This is a genomic window from Acidocella aluminiidurans, assembly GCF_055383125.1.
The window spans coordinates 789,728-810,373 of sequence record NZ_AP031589.1; the positions used below are offsets into that span (position 1 = coordinate 789,728).

Sequence of the window (20,646 nt, forward strand, 5' to 3'; positions counted from 1 at the left end):
TCCGTCGTAAAGCTATTGCGCGGCGTGCAACAGCACGGTTTCATCAAGAAAACGGCCAAGAACGTCATTCACAACCCCGGGCGCCGCCAGGCTCATCATGTGGCGCTGGCCGGGCAACGCCACATCCCGCCCCTGCGGCGCGGCGGCTGCCATGCGGCGGGACATATCGGGCGAGGAATTCTCATCTTCCTCGCCGGTCAGGAACAAGGCCGGCATCGCCAGCCTCCCCAGCCGGCCTTCATGCGCGGCATCGGCGCGGGCGAACAGCCCATAGGCGCGGGCATAGCCGACCGGATCCACCGTCGCCAGCGCTGCACCGACCCAGGCGGCGGTCTCCAGCTGCTCCGGCGGCACCGGCGCGCCAAACCAGCGATCGATCGCCGCCTGCCGCCAGCCCAGCTCTCCGGCCCCCGCGCGCAAGGCGGCGGCGCGCGCGGCCACGGCGCTGCGCTGCGCCGGCGTGCGGCAATAGACCGCATTCATCGGCACCACCGCCCGCACGCGGTCAGGATGCGCCAGCGCGAATTCCAACGCGACCAGCGCGCCCATCGAATGGCCGACGAGGCTGACACGCTCCAGCCCCAGCCCATCGAGCAGCGCCAGGAGCTGTGCCGCATAATCGTCGAGCGTGGGCGCCTGCGGCGGCAACACGCTGCTGCCATGGCCCAACGTGTCATAAGCCACGACATCCCAGCGCGGCGCGAAGGCGGCCATTTGCGGCGCCCAGAAGCCGGCATGCATGCCCACGCCATGGATCAGCACCAGCGCCGGGCCGGCGCCCGCCCGGCAATAGCCGGTGCCGCCCAGCCGGCCGAGATGATAGCCCTCAGCCATTCAGATCGCCCAGCTCGGCCAAATCCTTGTACCGATCGCCGATGCGATGGTGCGGGCGGCCGCCGATGGAGGCGCCGAGTGCGACCAGGATTTCATCCGGGCCCGGCGCATCGTCGATGCTGAACTGCACGGTGAGATAATGCGAGCGCATCCCCTCATCATGCTTGTGCATCAGGGGGATCTGGATCGAGGCGCCCGGCCCGCCACGGGTGTTGGTAAAGGCGAGATAGGATTTCGCCCCGACGGCACGGCGGTAATGATTGCCAAAGCGCAGCGTATGGATCAGCGCCGAGGCATGTTCAACCTCCCCCGCGCTGCCGACGATGGCGCATTTGCCATAGCCTTCCACCGCCTCGCCGGAGCCGGCCAGGCGCAGGATTTCGGCGGTCAGCATCTCACCCAGCAGCGGCCCGATGGCGCGGATTTCCGGCGAAAGATCCTCGACAAAGCCCCGCCCGGCCCAGGGATTGGCGAGCACCGCGGCGGCGCCGAACAGTTTGAACGGCCCAGGCGCGGCGCGCCCGCCCTCGATGCGAATATCTTCAGTGTAGGTGACGAGCTTGCGCAGGGACAGCGTCATGGCGAACTCCTTATTGTCTTATGGTATACCATAAGATTGACAAGAGCGGGCTGTAAAGAGGAAACTGCCATTGCGGGTCGTTTTTGACTCGCGACATGATAAACAGACTCACGGGAAACAGGTCTTCTTCCATGCCGGACAGCCAACCAGACGCATTGCTGATCGACCGCCCCGCGAAAACCTTGCGGCAATTGGCGCTTGAGAAAATGCGCGAAGCCATCCTCACGATGAAATTCCGACCCGGCGAGCGGCTGGTGGAACGCGCCTTGTGCGAGCGGCTGGGGGTCAGCCGCTCGGTCGTGCGCGAGGTCCTGCGGCATCTGGAATCGGAAGGTCTGGTCGAGACGATTCCCAATCACGGTCCGGCCGTCGCGGCCCCGGAGCCGGCGAAAATCGCGCAGATCTATGAGCTGCGCTCGATGCTGGAAGCGCTGGCCGCGCGCCACTGCGCCGCCCGCGCCACCCCGGCCGACCTCGCCGCGCTGCGCACGGCGCTGGAGGCGGTGCGCGCCGGCTACGCCGCCGGCGAGCCCTTCACCGTGCTGGCCGCCACCGCACAGTTTTACGAGGCGATGTTCCGCGCCGCCGGACGACAGGTGGCGTGGGAGCTGCTGGTGGCGCTGAATGGGCGGATCACCCATCTGCGCGCCCGCACCATCTCGACCTCGGGGCGGGAGCGGGACGGGATGGCGGAGATGCAGGCGATCCTGGATGCCATTATCGCGCGTGATCCGGACGCGGCAGCGGCGGCTTCGGTGCGGCATCTGCAAAACGCCCTGCAGCTGGCCCTGAAGCAGGGCCCCGCCGAAAGCCAGAGCCACAGCCCGAACTGAACCGATAAAAAGTCCAGCGCAGCGCACAAAAAATCGCCAGAATGCCGCTTTTCGCAAAGTCTCCTCACCGGCCTCACCCATTTTGGCGATAAATACGGCAAGCCGGGCGCGTTTTCCTCTTTACAGCATCTTTCCCTCGCTCTTATGGTATACCATAAGATAAACATACCAAGGCCCGCTCCGATGTTCTACGAGATGCGTACCTACAGGCTAAAGACCGGCACCGTTCCGGCCTATCTGAAACTGGTCGAGGAGGAGGGCATCGCCATCCAGAGCGCGCATCTGGGCGGGCTGGCGGGCTATTTCTTCACCGAGATCGGCCCCCAGAACGAGATCGTGCATATCTGGGCCTATCCCAGCCTGGATGAGCGCGACCGCCGCCGCGCCGCCCTCATCCGCGATCCGCGCTGGCTGGCGTTTCTTCCCAAAATCCAGGCCCTGATCGAGACGATGGAGACGAAAATCCTGCGTCCCGCGCCCTTCTCGCCGCTGCCTGGCAACCCGCTCAACAAGGAGGTCTGATGATGCGACGCTTAGGCTTGGGGCTTTGTCTGGCATTGGGCGGCATGGCCGCCGCGCAGGCGCAGAACAGCATGGTGTTCACCAGCTGGGGCGGCACCACCCAGCAGGCCCAGCAGAAGGACTGGGCCGACCCGTTCACCAAGACCACCGGCATCAAGGTGCTGCAGGACGGGCCGACCGATTACGGCAAGTTCAAGGCGATGGTGGAGAGCGGCAATGTCTCCTGGGACGTGGTCGATGTCGAAGGGGATTTCGCGCAGGAAGCCGCCAAGACCGGGCTGCTCGCCCCGATCGATCTGCCCGCGGCGGATGCCGCCCAGCTCGACCCGCGCTTCAACAGCCCCGACGCCGTCGGCTCCTTCTATTATTCCTTCGTCATCGCCTACAATAAATCGAAATTCAAAGACGATGCGCCGAAGACCATGGCGGATCTGTTCGATACCGCGAAATTCCCCGGCAAGCGCTGCTTCTATAAATGGTCCTTCGCCGGCGTGCTCGAAGCCGCCTTGCTGGCCGACGGGGTGAAGCCGGACCAGCTCTACCCGCTGGATCTCGACCGCGCCTTCAAGAAGCTCGACAGCATCAAGAGCGACATCGTCTGGTGGAGCACCGGCGCGCAATCCCAGCAGCAGCTGGCCTCCGGCCAATGCCCGATCAGCCTGATGTGGAATGGCCGCGTGCAGGCGCTGCAGGATAGCGGCGTGCCGGTCGCGATGAGCTGGGACGACAACCTCACCGCCGGCGACATGCTGGTGATCCCCAAAGGCGCGCCGCATCTGGCGCAAGCGCGGAAATTCATCGCCTACGCCACCAGCGCCAAGGCGCAGGCCGCCTTTGCCACCGATACCGGCTATGCCCCGGTGAATAAAGATGCCGCCGCGCTGATGGGCCCGAAAGCCCTGGCCACGCTGCCAGGCGCTCATGCCGCCAGCCATGTGGATCTGAACATGGCCTACTGGGCCGCGCACCGCGATGACATCGCCAACCGCTGGTATGCATGGCAGACCAAATAAGCCTGCACACGCCAGCGCCCGCCGCGGCGCGTGAGCCAAGGCGCCGCCGCGCCAGGGGCTTTGCCCCGGCGGCGCCGGTTCTCGCCTTCCTGCTGCTCTGTTTCGCGCTGCCGGTGCTGGCGCTGTTGCTGCGCTCGATCATGGAGCCGCATCTCGGGCTGCAGAATTACGCCGCGCTGCTCGCCACCGGCACCTACGCGAATGTGCTCGAAAACACCTTTCTCATCTCCTTCATCGTCACCGCCATCACCGCTGTGGTTGGGCTGCCTCTGGCCTGGTTCATCACCGTGGCGCCGCGCCGCCTCGGCCGGCTGGTCTTTGGCATCGTCATTCTTTCGATGTGGACCAATCTGCTGGCGCGCACCTATGCCTGGATGGTGCTGCTGCAGGATACCGGGCCGATCAATAATTTCCTGATCTGGACGGGGATTATCAAAACTCCCCTGCCGCTTTACGGCAGCATGGCGGGGGTGGTGATCGGCATGGTCTATATCATGCTGCCCTTCATGGTGATTTCCCTGCGCGGGCCGCTGGCGGCACTCGACCCGGCGATGTTCCAGGCCGCCTCCTTGTGCGGCGCCTCGCGGCTGCAAAGCTTCACCCGCATCTTTCTGCCACTGCTGCTGCCAGGGCTGGGGGCGGGCGGGCTGATCATCTTCGTGATGTCGCTCGGCTATTACATCACCCCCTCCCTGCTCGGCGGCGCGCAGGACATGATGCTGGCGGAACTCATCGCCCAGCAGGTGCAAACGCTGCTCAATTGGGGGCTCGCCGGCGCCGCCTCCTTCGTGTTGCTGGTGGTCACCCTGGCACTCTATGCCGTGCAGGCGCGCTACCTCGCCCCGCATGGCCGGAAAGGGCACTGATCCATGTTAATGGAGTTCTCGCAGCTCGGCTGGTGGCGCGTCGTGCTCTCCGCGGTGGCGGGGCTGGCGGCGTTGTTCCTGCTCGCCCCTCTGGGGCTGTTGATCGCGCTGTCTTTCGACAGCTCGCAATGGCTGCAATTCCCGCCCCCGGGCTGGACGCTGCAATGGTACGCGCAGGTCTTCGCCGACCCGAACTGGCTGGCCTCGCTGCTCACCTCGCTTGAGCTGGGGGCGGTGGTCACCCTCGCCTCGGTGCTGCTGGGGCTGCTCGCGGGCTTTGCCATCGCGCGCGGGCGTTTCCCCGGACGCGAGACCCTGCGCGGCTTTTTCCTCACCCCGATGATCATGCCCTCGATCGTGCTGGGCATCGCGCTCTATGCGGTGTTTCTGCGCCTGCATCTGGCCGGCACGTTTTTGGGCTTCGTGCTGGCGCATCTGGTGCTGGCCCTGCCCTTCTCCATCGTCGCCATCACCGGCGCGCTGGAAGCGACCGACAAATCCCTGGAGGACGCCGCCATGCTGTGCGGCGCCGGGCTGTGGGAGGCGCGGGTGCGGGTGATTTTGCCCGCCATCCGCCATGGCATTTTTTCCGCCGCGATCTTCTCCTTTCTGACCTCCTGGGATGAGGTGGTGGTGGCGATTTTCATGGCCAGCCCCGGCCTGCAAACCCTGCCGGTGCGCATGCTGGGCGAGGTGCGGCAGAATCTCTCCCCGGATATCGCCGTGGTTTCCTCCCTGCTCGTGCTCGGCACGCTGCTGCTGATGGGATTGGCGGCATTTTTCAACAAGGATGCAAAGCGATGAGCGCCTATCTTGAGCTGCGCAACCTGCGCAAGGAGTTCGGCGATTTCGTCGCCATCGACAATATCTCGCTGCGCATCGAAAAGGGCGAGTTCATCACCTTCCTCGGCCCGTCCGGCTCGGGCAAGAGCACCACGCTCTACGCCATCGCCGGCTTCGTCGAGCCCAATGCCGGCGATGTGCTGCTCAATGGCCGCTCGCTGGTCGGTGTGCCTCCCAATCATCGCGATATCGGCATGGTGTTTCAGCGCTATACGCTGTTCCCGCATCTCAGTGTCGCGGAAAACATCGCCTTTCCGCTGCGTGTGCGCCGCCGGCCAAAAGCCGAGATCGAGGCGAAGGTGGCGCAGATGCTTGAGCTCGTGCACCTCACCCCGATGCGCGCGCGCAAGCCCGCCCAGCTCTCCGGCGGCCAGCAACAGCGCGTCGCCCTGGCCCGCGCGCTTGCCTATGATCCCCAGATCCTGCTGATGGACGAGCCGCTCTCCGCCCTCGACAAGAAACTCCGCGAGGATATTCAAGGCGAGATCAAACGCATCCATTCCGAGACCGGGGTGACCATCATTTACGTCACCCACGACCAGGAGGAGGCGCTGCGTTTGTCAGACCGGATCGTGCTGTTCAACCATGGCGGCATCGAGCAGGTCGGCACCGGGGAGGATCTCTATGACCGCCCGCGCAGCAGCTTCGCCGCCGGGTTCATCGGCAATTCGAATCTGATCGAGATCCGCCTGGATGAAGGCGCCGCCCATCTGCCCGACGGCACCAGCCTGCCGCATTTCAATCACCCCCATCAGGGCGCCAAACGTCTGATGGTGCGGCCGGAGGATATGCATCTCGCGACGGAGGGAATTGCCGCGCGGGTGACGGAGCGGATTTATCTCGGCGATGTCATCGCCTACACTGTGCGGACAGGCTGGGGGCAGGATCTATCCATCCGCGCCCAACGCCGGGCGGCGCCTCACCAGGCCATCATTGGCGAGACGGTGAAAATCGACTTCAACCGTGAACAGGCCTACATCATTCCTGAGTAGGCCATAACCTTCCGCACCTATGGTTTGACATAGCTGCCGAACAGCACTTCATACCGTACATCGAACCCGTTCGCCGTGCGCGCCAAAGCCCGCCGCATCACCGAGGCTGGCACCGGGCGATGCCCGGCACGCGGCGTCTGCGCCCCGATCGCTTTCAAAGCCCGCAGAAATGCCCTGCCGCTGGCATGATGCTCGACAAAGATCTCCGCCTCGATCTGCGCCCGCCACGGAAACTCTGATGCCGCCGGATAGGCGTGCAGGCCGCCAGCATCGCCCAGCACCGCCCGCCATTCCGCGAACGTTCCTGCCCCCAGCGTGGCAAAGCGCATCTCGCCGCCGGGGGCGAGCATCGCCGCCAGCCGCTCCAAAGACGCCGGCAAATCCTCAAACCATTGCATCGCCAGGCTGGAGACGATCAGCTCGAAGCGCCCCAACCCCGCCTCCGGCGCCTGCCCATCCATCTGCAGAAACCGCCCCCGCCCCCCCAGACGGGCTTCGCAAATCTCCAGCATTTCAGCGGAAATATCCGTCAGCACCAGCTCCGCCTGCGGAAACAGCCGCGCCAGATGCTGGCTCAACCCGCCCGTCCCGCAGCCGATTTCCAGAATCCGCCGCGGCGCCCCGCCCAGCCTTGCCGCCAGCGCAGCCGCCACACGCGGCTGCACCTGCGCGATGTCGTCATAACGCTTCGCCGCCTTGGCGAAATGAAGCGCGATCAGGCTCACAGCAACCGCCCGATCGAATCCGCCAACGCGTCGATCTCGCTTTGCGTATGCAGCGCGCACAATGCCAGCCGCAGGCGCGAGGTGCCAGCCGGCACCGTCGGCGGGCGGATCGCCACCGTCGCGAACCCGGCTGTCTCCAAAGCTGCCGCCAGCGCCAGGGCTTTTTCTTCCTCGCCCAGAATCAGCGGGACGATCTGGGTGAAACTGCCGCCCGTATCAAGCCCCATCCCCCGCAGCCGCGCGCGCAGATGCGCTGACAGCCCGTGCAGATGCGCCCGCCGCGGCCCCATTTGCGGGATCAGATCCAGCGCCGCCTGCATCGCCCCCAGCACCGCCGGCGGCAGCGCCGTGGCATAAATCACCCCACCGCAGCGATTGACCAGATACTCGCGCAGCACCGCCGAGCCCGCCACATAAGCGCCAAACCCGCCCAGCCCCTTGCTGAACGTGCCCATCGCCAGCCCGTTCTTCAGCCCATGCGCCAGCCCGAAGCCGTTTTCACCCAGCACCCCGGTCGCATGCGCCTCGTCGATATAGAGAAACGCCCCGAATTTTTCCGCCAGCGCCTGCAGTGCCGCCATATCCGGCCCGTCCCCATCCATGGAAAACACCGATTCGGTGACGATGAAGCGCGGCCGCTTCAATTCCGCATCCCGCGCCAGCAGCTCTTCCAGATGCGCCAGATCATTATGCCGGAACCTGATCTGCCGCACCCCGGCGGCGATGCAGCCTTGGATCAGGCTGGCATGGTTCAGCCGGTCCGCATAAACCAGCGGCGCCGCGCCCAATGTTTTCGCATCCAGCAGCGCCGGCAGCAAAGTGAGATTCGCCTGCGCGCCGGAGACGAACACCAGCGCCGCCTGCGCCCCCTTCCCCGCCGCCAACTTGGCCTCGATCTCGTCCAGCGGCGCCAGATTGCCCGCCACCAGCCGCGAGGCCCCGGCCCCGGCCCCGGAACGCTGGGCATAATCCCGCGCGGCTTCAATCAAGGCCGGGTGATGCGCCAGGCCGAGATAATCATTGGAGGAAAAATCGATCAGCGCCGGGCCGTCGCCATAGCGCAGCCGCGCGTTGGGCAATTTCACCACCGAACGCAAGCGGCGCCTGCGCCCGGCTGCGGCCGCCTCATCCAGCGCGCGGCCCCAAAGCTCGTCGAAATCAAACATCGCGGCTGGGTCTAGACCAAAAGGCCGAGGGAGCGAAATATGGCCTTGAGCCGAAGGTTCCGGGCATCCGCCCCTTTTTGTAAAAAAGCGGCGGCCCCAAAAAACTTTTGGAAATTTAAGACATTATATTAGGCTGCGAAATCCAGCCCGATATCCAGCACCTTGGCGCTATGCGTCAGCCAGCCGGCGGAAATCAAATCCACCCCGGCCTCGGCGATCGCCGGGGCGCTCTGCGCATTGATCCGCCCGGACGCCTCCGCCACCGCCCGCCCGCCGATCATCGCCACCGCCTCGCGCAGCATCTGCGGCCCCATATTATCCAGCAAAATCGCATCCGGCCCGAAACCCAGCGCCTCTTCCAGCTGTGCCAGATTATCCACCTCGATCTCGATTTTCACCAGATGCCCGGCATAGGCCTTGGCCGCCTGCATCGCCGCCTCCACCCCGCCGGCAATGGCGATGTGGTTGTCCTTGATCAGAATCGCATCATCCAGCCCGAAGCGATGATTCGCCCCGCCCCCGGCCCGCACCGCGTATTTTTCGGCAAAACGCAGCCCAGGCGTGGTTTTGCGGGTGCAGGAAATCCGCGCCCTGGTATGGGCGATGGCCCGCGCAATGCCGTTGGTGGCACTGGCAATGCCGGAGAGATGCCCAAGGAAATTCAGCGCCACCCGCTCTCCGCTCAGCAACGCGCGGGCATTGCCGGCGATCCGCGCGATCTCCGCCCCCGGCGCCAGCGCCGCCCCGTCCTGCAGCACGGGCTGAAAGCTGATCTCGGGATCGATCAGATGAAAGGCGATGCGGGCGAAATCCAGCCCCGCCAGCACCCCCTCCTCCCGCGCATTCAGCACCAGGGAAGCTTGCGCATCCGGCGGGATCACACCCTCCGAGGTCACATCCCCGGCCCGGCCCAGATCCTCCAGCAAAGCGGCCCGCACGGCGGGTTCGATCATGATATCCGGTAATTTCGTCACGCTCATCATCACGCCGCCTGGGAAAGAGGTTGGTCGATGCGCGCATGCGCCCCGACGGAAATTTTACGCGCCCGCGCTGGCTGCACGATCGCCAAGGCCAAATCGGCGGCAGGATTATCGGCCATCGCACTCAGCGCCGCCTCGGCCCGCGCCAGCCCGGCTTCCGAACGCATCACCCCGCAATCGGCGGACATGATCTCACGCACCGCGTCCGCATCCGGCAGCTTCGGGGCCGGCATCTCCGGCAGTGCCCGCAAGGGGCGCGCTGCCATCCCGGCCATCACCCGCCCGGCCTCAGCCCCGCAAATCGCCGCCTCCAGCAGCGAGTTGCTGGCCAGACGGTTGGCGCCATGCAGACCCGTGCACGCCACCTCGCCAGCGGCGAACAGCCCTTCCACATCGCTGCGCCCCTCCGCATCCACCGCGACACCGCCCATATGGTAATGCGCCGCCGGGCGTACCGGGATGGGATCGCGTGCCGGATCGATCCCCGCCGCCAGGCAGGAGGCCTGAATGGTCGGGAAATGCTGCGCGAACACGGAAAGCGGCCGCGCATCCAGAAACACTTTATGCCCGGCCGCCAGATGCGCGAACACGCCCCGCGCCACCACGTCACGCGGCGCCAGATCCCGCCCATTCATGAAATAGGCCCCGGTCTCGTCGATAAACCGCGCCCCCTCGCCGCGCACCGCCTCGGAGACCAGCGGACAGGGAAAGCGCTCGGTCGCCAACGCTGTCGGATGAAACTGCACAAACTCCAAGTCCCGCAGCGTCGCCCCAGCCGCTTTGGCCAGCATCAACCCCTGGCCGATGGCGCCCGCCGGGTTGGTGGAATAGCGAAACAGCCCGCCAATCCCCCCGTCGCCAGCAGCACCCGGTCGGTGGCCAGATTGAACACGCTCCCGCCCTGGCGCAGCTGCACGCCCTCCACCCCGGCCTCGCCGACGAAAATCCGCGTCGCCACCGCCTGCAGCAGCGTGACCGACGGCGTCCGCGCCAATGTCTCGATCAGCGCGCGCATGATCGTCGCCCCGGTCTGGTCGCCGCCGCCATGCAGGATGCGATGGCGCGAATGCGCCGCCTCCAGCCCGAGCGACAACCGGCCATCGGGGTTGCGGTCAAAGGCCACGCCGTAACCCAGCAGCGTCTCCACCAGAGCCGGCCCGGCGCTGACAATCCGCCGCACCGCCGCCTCGTCACACAGCCCCGCCCCGGCGGTTAACGTATCCTGGATATGGAGGTTAACATCGTCATCCTCCCCCATCGCCACGGCCATCCCGCCCTGGGAGAGCCAGCTCGCCGCGCCCTCGCCCAGAGGAAGCGGATTGATCAGCGTCACCGGCGCCGGGGCGGCTGCCAGCGCCGCCATCAGCCCCGCCACGCCGCCGCCGATGATGGTGATCATTTGACCGCCAGCATCCGCTCGACCGAACGGCGCGCCGCCTCGAAATGCTCGGCCGGAATGGTCACTTCCGTCTGCATCTCCTCCAACGCCTTGCGGATATTGCGCAGCGTGATCTTTTTCATATGCGGGCAGAGATTGCAGGGCCGCACAAACTCCGTCTCCGGCGCCCCTTGCGCGATATTATCGCTCATCGAGCATTCGGTGATCAGCGCCACGCGCGCCGGCTTCCGGTCGCGCACGAAATCCGCCATCACCGCGGTCGAGCCGGAGAAATCCGCCACATCCACCACGTCCGGCGGGCATTCCGGATGCGCCAGCACCACCACGCCGGGATGCTGGGCCCGCAGCGCGTGGATATCCTCGGGCGTGAAGCGCTCATGCACCTCGCAATGCCCCTTCCAGGCGATGATTTTCACCCCGGTTTCCTTGGCGACATTCTGCGCCAGGAACTCATCCGGCAGCATGATCACCTCCGGCACGCCCAGCGATTCCACCACCTTCCTGGCATTGCCCGAGGTGCAGCAAATGTCGGATGCCGCCTTCACCTCGGCCGTGGAATTCACATAGGTCACCACCGGCCGGCCGGGATATTTCGCCCGCATCAGCGCCACATCGGCCGCGGTAATGCTATCCGCCAGCGAGCAACCTGCCTCGCGATCGGGGATCAGCACCACCTTGTTCGGGTTCATCAGCTTCGCGGTCTCGGCCATGAAATGCACGCCGGCCAGCAGGATCACATCCGCATCCACGGTCTGCGCCTCGCGCGCCAGCGCCAGGCTGTCGCCGACAATATCGGCCACGCCGTGGAAAATCTCCGGCGTCTGATAATTATGCGCCAGGATGACGGCGTTACGGGCTTTCTTCAGCGCCAGGATGGCCTTTGCATCCTCCTCCATCGCCGCCCATTCGAAGGGCGGGATCACGCGGGAGACACGGTTGTAAAGCTGATCCAGCGGCATGGCGGCTCTCCATTTATACTCAATATGAGTATAATACTCGACGCGGTTATACTCAGAGTGAGAATAAGCTTCAAGTCAAATTTCTTACAGGCGCGGCGGCAGCGCCCGCACGGCAGCCATGTGGAAATTTTTTAACGCACCAGTGGCAATTTGGTGCCTGACAAGCCACGCTCCGCCAACACCTCCGCCCGGAACCGGAACAGCTTCGCCGGCCGCCCCGCCAGGCCCGAGGCCAGTTCGCCGGTTTCCTCCACCAGATTCTGCGTCTCGATCAGCCGGCGGAAATTCGGCTTATGCAGGCTCTGCCCGGCCAGCGCCTCCATGCTCTGCTGCAATTCCAGCAGCGTGAACGCCTTAGGCAACAGCTCGAACACCACCGGCCGATATTTGATCTTGGCGCGCAGCCGGGCAATCGCTGTGGCCAGAATCCGGCGATGGTCATGCGTCATCTCCAGCCCGGTGCCGGGCAGAACACGCGCCTGGGTCTTGCGCATCGCTTCCGGCAGCAGCCCGGCCTCCCACAGCAATTCGTAGCGCTGCAGAACCAGCTCCTCGTTCCAGCCCTCGCCTTCGGGAAACAGCCAGGCCAGACGCGCTTGGCGCGTCGCCTCTTCCCCCGCCCAGCCCTCCAGCGCCGCCCGCAAAGGCGCTAAAGCCGGCGGCCCCTTGCGGGCATCCTCCCAGGGAAAATACTCGTACCAGCCGCGCCATTGCGCGCCGGGATAGGGCGCGCCGACCTCGCGGGTCAGCCCCAGATACGAAATCGAAACGCTACGATCAGCGCCCCCGCGCTGGTCCGCGAAGGTATAGAGCTGCTCGACATAGCCGAGCGGATGATGGGTCTGCGCCTCCACCCAGGCGCGCAACCCCGCCTGCAGGCTGCGATGGCCGGTCTGCAACGGGCCGGAGGGCAGCGCGAAACCGTCCTCGATGGTCAGCACCCGTGGCTCGCCGCCGGTCACGGCGACCAGCACCGCGATCAGATCCGCCTGCACCCCACTATCCGGCATGGTCAGAACAGGAAATAGCGTTGCGCCATCGGCAGAACCTCAGCCGGCTCACACACCAGCAACTCGCCATCCGCCCGTACCTCATAGGTTTCCGGATTGACCTCCAGATGCGGCGTCGCGTTGTTATGGATCATGGACGCCTTGCCGATGCCGCCGCGCACATTCTCAACCGGCGCCAACGGGCGGGACAGTTTCAGCCGCCCTCCAATATCCTCGGACAGCGCCGCCTGCGAGACGAAGAGCAGCGAGGATTCAATCCCCGCCCGCCCATAGGTGCCGAACATCGGCCGGTAATGCACCGGCTGCGGGGTGGGGATGGAGGCATTCGGGTCGCCCATCTGCGCCATCGCAATCGAGCCGCCTTTCAACACCATATCCGGCTTGATGCCGAAAAAGGCTGGACTCCACAGCACCAGATCCGCCAGCTTGCCGGTCTCGATGGAGCCGATATGCCGGGAGAGCCCCTGCGCGATCGCCGGGTTGATCGTGTATTTGGCGATATAGCGCTTGATCCGCGCATTATCGGCGGCGCCATCCCCGGCCAAAGCCCCGCGCTGCACTTTCATTTTATGCGCGGTCTGCCAGGTGCGGATGATCACTTCGCCAACACGGCCCATCGCCTGGCTGTCGGAGGAGAACATCGAGAGCACGCCGAGATCATGCAGAATATCCTCCGCCGCGATGGTCTCCTTGCGGATGCGGCTTTCGGCAAAGGCGATATCCTCGGGGATCGAGCCATCCAGATGATGGCAGACCATCAGCATATCCAGATGCTCATCCAGCGTGTTCACCGTGTAAGGTCGCGTCGGGTTGGTGGAGCTGGGCAGCACGTTGGGCAAGCCCGCCACCCGGATAATGTCCGGCGCATGGCCGCCACCGGCCCCTTCCGTATGGAAGGCATGGATGGTGCGGCCCTTGAAGGCCGCGATGGTGTCTTCAACAAAGCCGCTTTCATTCAGCGTGTCCGAATGCAGCATCACCTGCACATCGTATTTATCCGCCACACTCAGGCAATTATCGATGGCGGCCGGTGTGGTGCCCCAATCCTCATGCAGCTTCAGCGAGGAGGCGCCGGCGCGGATCATCTCCTCCAGCGCTTCCGGCCGGCTGGCATTGCCCTTGCCGGTGAAGGCGATGTTCATCGGAAACGCTTCCGCCGCCTGCAGCATCCGGCCGAGATGAAACGGGCCCGGCGTGCAGGTGGTGGCCGCCGTGCCGGTGGCGGGGCCGGTGCCGCCGCCCACCATCGTCGTCACCCCGCTGGACAGCGCTTCCTCAATCTGCTGCGGGCAGATGAAATGAATATGCGCATCGATGCCGCCGGCGGTGAGGATCTTGCCCTCCCCCGCAATCACCTCGGTCCCAGGCCCGACGATGATATCCACGCCCGGCTGCACATCCGGATTGCCGGCCTTGCCGATCTTGCCGATGCGCCCACCGACGATGGCGACATCCGCCTTCACGATGCCCCAATGGTCGATGATCAGCGCATTGGTGATGACGGTATCCACCGCCCCTTGCGCATTGGTGATCTGGGACTGGCCCATGCCGTCGCGGATCACCTTGCCGCCGCCGAACTTCACCTCTTCGCCATAGAGGGTGAAATCCTTCTCCACCTCGGCGAACAATTCCGTATCAGCCAGCCGCACCCTGTCGCCCACGGTGGGGCCGAACATGTCCGCATAAGCGGCGCGCGAAATCTTTGCCATTATTCAGCGCTCCCCATGGTCAGGCCGCGAAAGCCGTAAATTTTGCGCGCGCCGCGATAGGGCACCAAAGTCACCTCCCGGCTCTGCCCCGGCTCAAAGCGAATGGCCGTGCCGGCGGCAATATCCAGCCTTTTGCCCTGGGCTTGCGCGCGGTCGAACACCAGCCCGGCATTGGTTTCGGCAAAATGATAATGGCTGCCGACCTGGATCGGCCGGTCGCCTTTATTGGCCACGAGAATGACGGTTTTTTCCAACCCTTCATTCAGCTCAATCTCGCCCTCGGGCGTGAAAATCTCGCCCGGGATCATCGGATCGGCTCATGCACGGTGACGAGCTTGGTGCCGTCCGGGAAGGTTGCTTCCACCTGCACGTCATGGATCATCTCGGCCACCCCTTCCATCACCTGGTCGCGGGTGATCACATGCGCCCCCGCCTCCATCAGCTCCGCCACACGGCGCCCATCGCGCGCGCCCTCGACCACGAAATCGGTGATCAGCGCCACCGCTTCGGGATAATTCAGCTTCACCCCGCGCTCGAGGCGCTTGCGCGCGACGATGGCGGCCATCGCCACCAGCAATTTGTCTTTTTCTCGCGGTGTCAGAATCACAATCTTGCCCCTCAGCTTTGCCAGACGCGCGGCAGCCCAAATTCGCTTAATATCGACAGCGCCGCAACCACGGCGCGACGAAGCCGGATCGCATCCGGCGCCAGGATGCGGGCCAGCAGCAGATCCCCATGCAGGGTCACGCCCGCACCGGGAAGCGCCGCGCGCAAGCCAGGCAGGTGCGCCGTAAGGTCCGGGCCGATGGCGAACAGGCTGGCCATCGCCCGCGCCCCGCCGGCCAGCCCCGGCTGGTCGAGCTGGGCGAACAAATCCCCCTCAAGCCGCGCCACATCGCGCCAGAGCCGCTTGCCGGCGCGGGTGATGGAGATGCGGTCTTTCAGCCAGCCGGCGCGCAACGCCTCGCCCATCGCCAGCCGCCCGAAGATCAGGCTCTCCACCCCGACCAGCGACGCGCCGGGGGCGATGTCGATGTCTAGATGTCTATCCAGGGAAAACCCGTCGAAGAGGATGGTCTCCTGCGGCAGGTAGAAAAGCCGGGCGTCAGCGGCGAGGGTCAGACGGGTCCTGATGCGCGCCGGGGCCTCGCCCAGCGCCCGATAGATGCGCTCCGCCGCCTGGGAGGCGAACATGCACCGCGCCCCCACCCCGAGATCCAGCTGCGTTTCCACCGCGTCGCCACTGGCGATTCCACCGGAAATATTGATCGCCACCAGCTCGGGGATCGGCCCGCTCTGCAGCAGCCGGGCCTTCAGGCAACCTTGCTGGTAGAAGCTGCGCAGCCGGGTGCGCCCGTGCGGCGCCGTCAGCGCCAGATCGAGCAAGCCCGCCGCGCGTTGGTGCGGGGCAGCGCGCAGCGCGTCGCGGGCGGAGATATGGGTCATTCCCCCAGCATGACCACGGCCTTGGGCACCGGCAAGGGGGCAAATGACTTAGAGCCTTCAGCTTTTAGATGAAGGCTCTAAGTTTTGTTTTGGCGAGCAATTTCATGTGTTTAAGTTGCCGCTGCCGTGTCAACCTCAACACATATCGCTCTAGCTTGGTTAGGGAGATTTACAAAGTTTCGTCAATTGACGGCGCCGTCTTGCCGCAAAATACGAAGGGGGGCTTTTAGCCCCCCTTCGCGGCGCCGCGCCAACACCCCCAGGCGATGTTGCGAGCTCGGGCGCCACCGCCCCAACAGCTTTTATCCGTATCGGCTTTGGGGTCGGGTCTCAGAAGCGCAAGGCGAGCTCCGCCTGCACGGATTGGGTGTGATCACTGGCGGCCAGCGCGGCCTCGTAGCGCAGGCTGAGCCGCCAGGCCCCGCGCCCGATGGTGAGCCCGGCGCCAAGCTGGGCACTGACCGGGGAGAGATGCGTGGCGCTGGTGGAGGTCAGGCTGCCATCAGTGGCGACAAGGCTGGTCGAGGCGCCAGGATTGCTGGCATTCACCGTCACCCCCAGCAGCGCCTGCGGCACAATCTCCACCCCGCTGGCGGTAAGGAAGCGTTTCGCCACGCTCATCCGCAGATAAGGCGCGACATAGGTGCCGGAATTGCGCCTGGCCTGCACCGCGAAGCTCTGGGTGGCGGCCGTTTCAGAGAGGGCGCCGAGGCTGATATGGGTGATACGCAACCCGATGGCGGGACGCAGGAGCAGCCCGTTCAGTTCCATGGGCAGCGCCGCCTGCAAGCCGCCCGAGATCAGCCCGCCAGTGCCTTTGCCGATGGCATAGCCCGCGCCGGTCGGCCGGGTGGTGCGATCCGTCAGCAGCCCACCGGAGAGCGCGCCGTTGATCTCGACCCGGCCGAGGCTGAAGCCGCCGTAAAGCCCCAGCCGCACGGCCTGCATCGAGGTCTTGCCGGATTGCTTGTCCAGCAGATCCTGCTGGTCATAGCCCACCGCGAAACCGATCTGGCCATTCCCCAGCTTGCGGTCCAGCCCAGCCAGAACCCCGCCACCCTGGGCGGAATAGGCGCTGGTGGAGAGATCCGTGGCGCTGGCCTGCACCCAACCACCCAGCCGGCACAGCCCCGCTGCCAACGCGGTGGCGAGATTGCCCGCCTCACCGGCGGCTTGCGGCACCTGCAGGGAGCAGGACTGGCCAGTGCCGGACGCGGGCGGGGCCAGCAGGGTCTGGGTCAGCGCGTCGCCGGACAGCGCCTCATCCTGCGCCGCATTGGCGAAGAGGCTGGCATCCTGGGGGGCGACCACAAGGCTCTGCGCCAGACTGAGCAGCGGCACGGTTTGGGTGGTGGTGGTCGTCACCGTGGCGGCGCTGGCGAGCGCGGTGGGGGCCAGGCTCTGCGCCGTGCTGACCAGGAGCGGGGTCGCCGCCGGGCTGCTCGTCAGGGTGCGGGCATGCTGGGCCGAATCGGTGCTGACGATGCTGGCGAAATCCCCGCTCACCCCACCGGCGGCGTTCAGGAAGGCGTAGCTCCCCGGCGCGTAGGTGCCGGGCGAGAGCACATAGGCCAGCGTACCGCCAAGCTGGGCATGGCCGGTGACGATGAGCTGGTTCATCCCGGTGGGGGTGACGACAACCCGCAGCGTGCCGGTCGCGCCTTGGGTAAAATTGCCCTGGATGGTCAGCGGCGTGCCGACCAGCCCGGCGGTCAGCGTGCCGTTATTGGTCACCTGCCCGACCGCCCAGTTGCCGGTGACGGTCCAGGCCGCGTTCGGGGCCACCGTCAGGCTACCGGCGCCGAAATTCACAATCGGGCTGGAAAGATCGCCATGCCCGGCGAGGGTGATGGCACTGGCGGTGCCGGTGCCGTCAATGGCGCCGTTGATCTGCGCACCGGTGCCGAGCGTCAGGCTGGAGGCGCCGTTATGCAAGGCGATGGCGCTGCCCCCGGTGCCGGTGACCACACCGGTCTCTTCGATGGTGACCGCGCCGCCGGCCAGAATGCCGATGCCGCCGGTGATGCTGCCCTGATTATTGATGACACTGCCCGCCGTCGCCGAAACCCCGACGACGCCCCCGGTGATCTGTCCGGCCGCCGCATTGGTCAGGCTGCCCGCCGCGCCGAGCTTCACCCCGACGACGCCGCCATTGATGTTGCCCGCATTGTTTAGACTGGCGCCGTTGGTGAGCTGCACGCCGGTCTGGCCGCCATGGATCAGCCCGGTATTGGTGATCTCACCGCCATGGCCGATATCGATCAACCCGACCGTGCCGCCGGCAAGGCTGCCGCTATTGGTCACGGCGCTGTCGCCCATCAGATAAACCCCGAAGACGGGCCCGGTGATCAGCCCGGCATTATTGATGCTGGAACCGCTGCCATTGGCATAAACCCCGGCGCTGGCGCCCAAAATGCGGCCGCCGGCCTGGTTGGCGAGGTTGCCACCGGCAAAGAGCGACACCGCATCGCCCGTGCCGGCGGAAATCTGCCCGCTATTGGAGACATTGCCCGCGGCACCTCCGGTATAGACGCCGATATGGCCACCGAAGATGGAGCCGCTATTCGCCACGCTGCCTCCCTGGTTGAGGCTGACGCCGTCAATCCCGCCGCCAATGGCGCCGCTGTTGGTGACACTCACCCCGGCGCCGTTGCCCTGCACCGCATAGCCCGGCGCATCGATGATGGCGCTGTTGATCAGGGCGCCATTGCCAGGCAGCGCAATGCCGATGGCGGTGCTGGAGAGCAGATTGGTGGTGTTGTCGATGGAGCTTGGCTGCTGGGTCTGAGCCATCACCGGCTGGGCAAGCGAAATGGCGGCGGGCAGAGCCAAAACCGGGGCGCAAACGGTCAACGGCGCCTTGCGCGCGAACGTCCTCAGGGTGGTCATGGGATAGGGGTCTTTCAACAAGCCCCCATTTTGCGGGCATGGCTGTTTGATTACGGATAAGTCATTTTTAGAAGGAAAACGTGAAAGAAAAGTTAACCGTCTGCAATGTTGATTTGCTTTTCTTTAACCAGCCCCGCACGCCGAAATGCCCACAAACCCTTGCCTCCCGCGCCGGGGCGGCGTAAGCCCCGGCCTCACGATCATTCAAAGTTCAATCCGCAGGGCAGTATTATGAAGCAGCAGGCTAACCTCATCCGCGCCGGCCAGGTCATCGAGCACGATGGCGCGCGCTGGACCGTGCTGAAGCAGCAAATCATCACCCCCGGCAAAGGCGGCGCCTTCATCCAGGTGGAAATGCGCAACCTCAAGACCGGCAACAAAACCAACGAACGCTGGCGCACCGCTGATACCGTCGAGCGCCTGACCACCGAAGACCGGGACTATACCTACTCCTACACCGACGGCGACAACCTCGTGCTGATGGACCCCGAAACCTTCGAACAATTCATGGTCCCCACCGCCATCCTCGGCGATAGCGCCCCCTTCCTGCAGGATAACATGGCCGTCTCCGTCGCCCTCGTCGAAGGCGACCCGGTCGGTATCACCCTGCCGCCCCACGTCACCCTCGAAATCGTCGAGGCCGACCCGGTCGTCAAAGGCCAAACCGCCTCCTCCTCCTATAAACCCGCGAAACTCTCCAACGGCGTGAAAACCCTCGTCCCCCCTTCATCGAAGCCGGCGAACGCGTCGTCGTGCGCACCGAAGACGGTAGCTACGTGGAACGCGCCAAGGGGTAAGGAAGACCCAAGGGGCTTCGCCCCTTGGAACCCCACCGGGGCCTGAGGCCCCGGACCCCCATTAGTTTAGGTTCCGGGTGGGAGGGGTAACTCGCCGCCCGGTTTTTCTGTTTTATGGCCCTTGTCCGGGGCGGCGAGTTACCCCTCCCACCCGGAACCCAATTAGCGGGGTCTGGGCCTCAGGCCCAGCGGGGGTGCAGGGGCGGAGCCCCCTGGTCTTACTTTTCTCTAGGAGCCCTTCCCATGATGCCACGTCTCTCGGCGCATATGACGGTGATGCACAACGCTGCGAACAAGGCGGCGAAGCGTTTATTGCGTGATTTCATGGAGGTTGAGAATCTCCAGGTTTCGGTGAAGGGGCCGGGCGATTTTGTCAGCCAGGCGGACATGCGCGCGGAGCAGACGCTGCGTGAGGAGCTGGAGAAGGCGCGTCCTGGGTATGCGTTTTTGATGGAGGAGAGCGGGGCGTCGGGGTCGGATAAATGGTCCTGGCGCTGGGTGGTTGATCCTTTGGATGGGACGACGAATTTCCTGCATGGGATTCCGCATTGGGCGATTTCGATTGCGCTGGAGAAAAGATTGCCTGACGGTAATACGGAGATCGCCGCGGCGGTGGTGTATTGCCCGGTAAATGGCGAGATGTTCTGGGCCGAGAAGGGTGTGGGCGCGTATCTGAACGATAAGCGGCTGCGGGTTTCGGCGCGCCGGGAGCTGCATACGGCCTTGTTCGCGACGGGGATTCCGTTTGCCGCGACCTCGGCCAAGAACCGCCTGGCGTTTGCGCGCACGCTGGGGGCGTTGATGCCGGCGACGGCGGGTGTGCGCCGGTTTGGCTCGGCGGCGCTGGACCTCGCCTGGGTCGCGGCCGGGCGGTATGACGGCTATTGGGAGATGGGCATCAAGCCGTGGGACATTGCGGCGGGCATGCTGATCGTGCGTGAGGCCGGCGGTTATGCGACCGATGGCGAGGGCAAGGATCTGGTGGATGACGTGGTGGTGGCGGCGAACCCGCATCTGCACGGCAAGCTGCTGGAGCTGGTGCAGGACGGGCTTTCCGCCAGGAAGGGTTAAGGCTAGTTTGCC

General features: G+C 65.2%; 19 protein-coding genes and 2 pseudogenes. 8 read left to right on the top strand and 13 right to left on the bottom strand.

From position 1 onward, the window contains the following. Positions 1 to 12 precede the first annotated feature (12 nt). Together ACZ46S_RS04080 and ACZ46S_RS04085 are read right to left on the bottom strand one after the other, a co-directional pair. Positions 13 to 834 (bottom strand): alpha/beta fold hydrolase, encoded by an 822-nt coding sequence (locus tag ACZ46S_RS04080; RefSeq protein ID WP_464063469.1) that lies wholly within the window; start codon positions 832 to 834, stop codon positions 13 to 15. Beyond that, complete coding sequence (locus tag ACZ46S_RS04085; RefSeq protein ID WP_464063470.1) at positions 827 to 1,414, bottom strand: amino acid synthesis family protein; 588 nt, start codon at positions 1,412 to 1,414, stop codon at positions 827 to 829. Before ACZ46S_RS04085 ends, ACZ46S_RS04080 begins: the two co-directional genes overlap by 8 nt. A 131-nt stretch (positions 1,415 to 1,545) precedes the next feature. On the opposite strand from ACZ46S_RS04085, the gene ACZ46S_RS04090 reads away from it, so the two are divergent. The 6 genes from ACZ46S_RS04090 to ACZ46S_RS04115 all read left to right on the top strand — a co-directional run bounded on the left by ACZ46S_RS04090 (position 1,546) and on the right by ACZ46S_RS04115 (position 6,483). Beyond that, entirely contained in the window at positions 1,546 to 2,247 is a 702-nt protein-coding gene (locus tag ACZ46S_RS04090) for a GntR family transcriptional regulator (protein ID WP_295739248.1), read from the top strand. A gap of 183 nt (positions 2,248 to 2,430) precedes the next feature. Further along, complete coding sequence (locus tag ACZ46S_RS04095; protein ID WP_295739250.1) at positions 2,431 to 2,769, top strand: NIPSNAP family protein; 339 nt, start codon at positions 2,431 to 2,433, stop codon at positions 2,767 to 2,769. Further along, a complete protein-coding gene (locus ACZ46S_RS04100; RefSeq protein WP_464063471.1) occupies positions 2,769 to 3,782 on the top strand; it encodes an ABC transporter substrate-binding protein in 1,014 nt (337 codons plus the stop codon). Before ACZ46S_RS04095 ends, ACZ46S_RS04100 begins: the two co-directional genes overlap by 1 nt. After that, entirely contained in the window at positions 3,767 to 4,648 is an 882-nt protein-coding gene (locus ACZ46S_RS04105; RefSeq protein ID WP_464063472.1) for an ABC transporter permease, read from the top strand. Before ACZ46S_RS04100 ends, ACZ46S_RS04105 begins: the two co-directional genes overlap by 16 nt. A gap of 9 nt (positions 4,649 to 4,657) precedes the next feature. Further along, positions 4,658 to 5,452 carry an ABC transporter permease gene (locus tag ACZ46S_RS04110; RefSeq protein ID WP_464063473.1) on the top strand — a complete coding sequence of 265 codons (795 nt, stop codon included), beginning with the start codon at positions 4,658 to 4,660 and terminating at the stop codon, positions 5,450 to 5,452. Beyond that, a complete protein-coding gene (locus tag ACZ46S_RS04115) occupies positions 5,449 to 6,483 on the top strand; it encodes an ABC transporter ATP-binding protein (RefSeq protein ID WP_464063474.1) in 1,035 nt (344 codons plus the stop codon). The genes ACZ46S_RS04110 and ACZ46S_RS04115 overlap by 4 nt, the downstream gene beginning before the upstream one ends. A gap of 17 nt (positions 6,484 to 6,500) precedes the next feature. Here ACZ46S_RS04115 and ACZ46S_RS04120 read toward each other — a convergent pair whose 3' ends face one another. The 11 genes and pseudogenes from ACZ46S_RS04120 to ACZ46S_RS04170 all read right to left on the bottom strand — a co-directional run bounded on the left by ACZ46S_RS04120 (position 6,501) and on the right by ACZ46S_RS04170 (position 18,766). After that, positions 6,501 to 7,208: a methyltransferase domain-containing protein gene (locus ACZ46S_RS04120; protein WP_464063475.1), complete on the bottom strand. Its 708-nt coding sequence runs from the start codon at positions 7,206 to 7,208 to the stop codon at positions 6,501 to 6,503. Next, the gene (locus ACZ46S_RS04125; RefSeq protein WP_464063476.1) at positions 7,205 to 8,374 is read right to left on the bottom strand and encodes an aminotransferase class I/II-fold pyridoxal phosphate-dependent enzyme; all 1,170 of its coding nucleotides are present in this window, start codon (positions 8,372 to 8,374) and stop codon (positions 7,205 to 7,207) included. Before ACZ46S_RS04125 ends, ACZ46S_RS04120 begins: the two co-directional genes overlap by 4 nt. A gap of 128 nt (positions 8,375 to 8,502) precedes the next feature. Next, positions 8,503 to 9,357 (bottom strand): carboxylating nicotinate-nucleotide diphosphorylase, encoded by an 855-nt coding sequence (gene nadC / locus ACZ46S_RS04130; RefSeq protein WP_464063477.1) that lies wholly within the window; start codon positions 9,355 to 9,357, stop codon positions 8,503 to 8,505. After that, positions 9,357 to 10,753: pseudogene (locus ACZ46S_RS04135) on the bottom strand (L-aspartate oxidase). Before ACZ46S_RS04135 ends, nadC begins: the two are co-directional and overlap by 1 nt. Next, the gene (gene nadA / locus ACZ46S_RS04140) at positions 10,750 to 11,712 is read right to left on the bottom strand and encodes a quinolinate synthase NadA (protein WP_464063478.1); all 963 of its coding nucleotides are present in this window, start codon (positions 11,710 to 11,712) and stop codon (positions 10,750 to 10,752) included. Before nadA ends, ACZ46S_RS04135 begins: the two are co-directional and overlap by 4 nt. 131 nt (positions 11,713 to 11,843) lie before the next feature. Further along, positions 11,844 to 12,722, bottom strand: a complete 879-nt coding sequence (locus ACZ46S_RS04145) for an NUDIX hydrolase (protein WP_295739267.1) — start codon at positions 12,720 to 12,722, stop codon at positions 11,844 to 11,846. 2 nt (positions 12,723 to 12,724) lie between these two features. Beyond that, a complete protein-coding gene (ureC, locus tag ACZ46S_RS04150) occupies positions 12,725 to 14,431 on the bottom strand; it encodes an urease subunit alpha (RefSeq protein WP_464063479.1) in 1,707 nt (568 codons plus the stop codon). Next, positions 14,431 to 14,739, bottom strand: coding sequence for an urease subunit beta (locus ACZ46S_RS04155; protein WP_295739272.1), 309 nt, complete (start codon positions 14,737 to 14,739; stop codon positions 14,431 to 14,433). Before ACZ46S_RS04155 ends, ureC begins: the two co-directional genes overlap by 1 nt. Then, positions 14,736 to 15,038, bottom strand: a complete 303-nt coding sequence (locus ACZ46S_RS04160) for an urease subunit gamma (RefSeq protein WP_295739274.1) — start codon at positions 15,036 to 15,038, stop codon at positions 14,736 to 14,738. The genes ACZ46S_RS04155 and ACZ46S_RS04160 overlap by 4 nt, the downstream gene beginning before the upstream one ends. A gap of 11 nt (positions 15,039 to 15,049) precedes the next feature. After that, positions 15,050 to 15,877, bottom strand: coding sequence for an urease accessory protein UreD (locus ACZ46S_RS04165; RefSeq protein ID WP_464063480.1), 828 nt, complete (start codon positions 15,875 to 15,877; stop codon positions 15,050 to 15,052). A 330-nt stretch (positions 15,878 to 16,207) separates the two neighbouring features. Beyond that, entirely contained in the window at positions 16,208 to 18,766 is a 2,559-nt protein-coding gene (locus tag ACZ46S_RS04170; protein ID WP_464063481.1) for an autotransporter outer membrane beta-barrel domain-containing protein, read from the bottom strand. 231 nt (positions 18,767 to 18,997) lie between these two features. Here ACZ46S_RS04170 and efp point away from each other — a divergent pair. Beyond that, positions 18,998 to 19,563: pseudogene (gene efp, locus ACZ46S_RS04175) on the top strand (elongation factor P). A 267-nt stretch (positions 19,564 to 19,830) separates the two neighbouring features. Next, positions 19,831 to 20,634, top strand: coding sequence for an inositol monophosphatase family protein (locus tag ACZ46S_RS04180; protein WP_295739346.1), 804 nt, complete (start codon positions 19,831 to 19,833; stop codon positions 20,632 to 20,634). Positions 20,635 to 20,646: the final 12 nt, after the last annotated feature.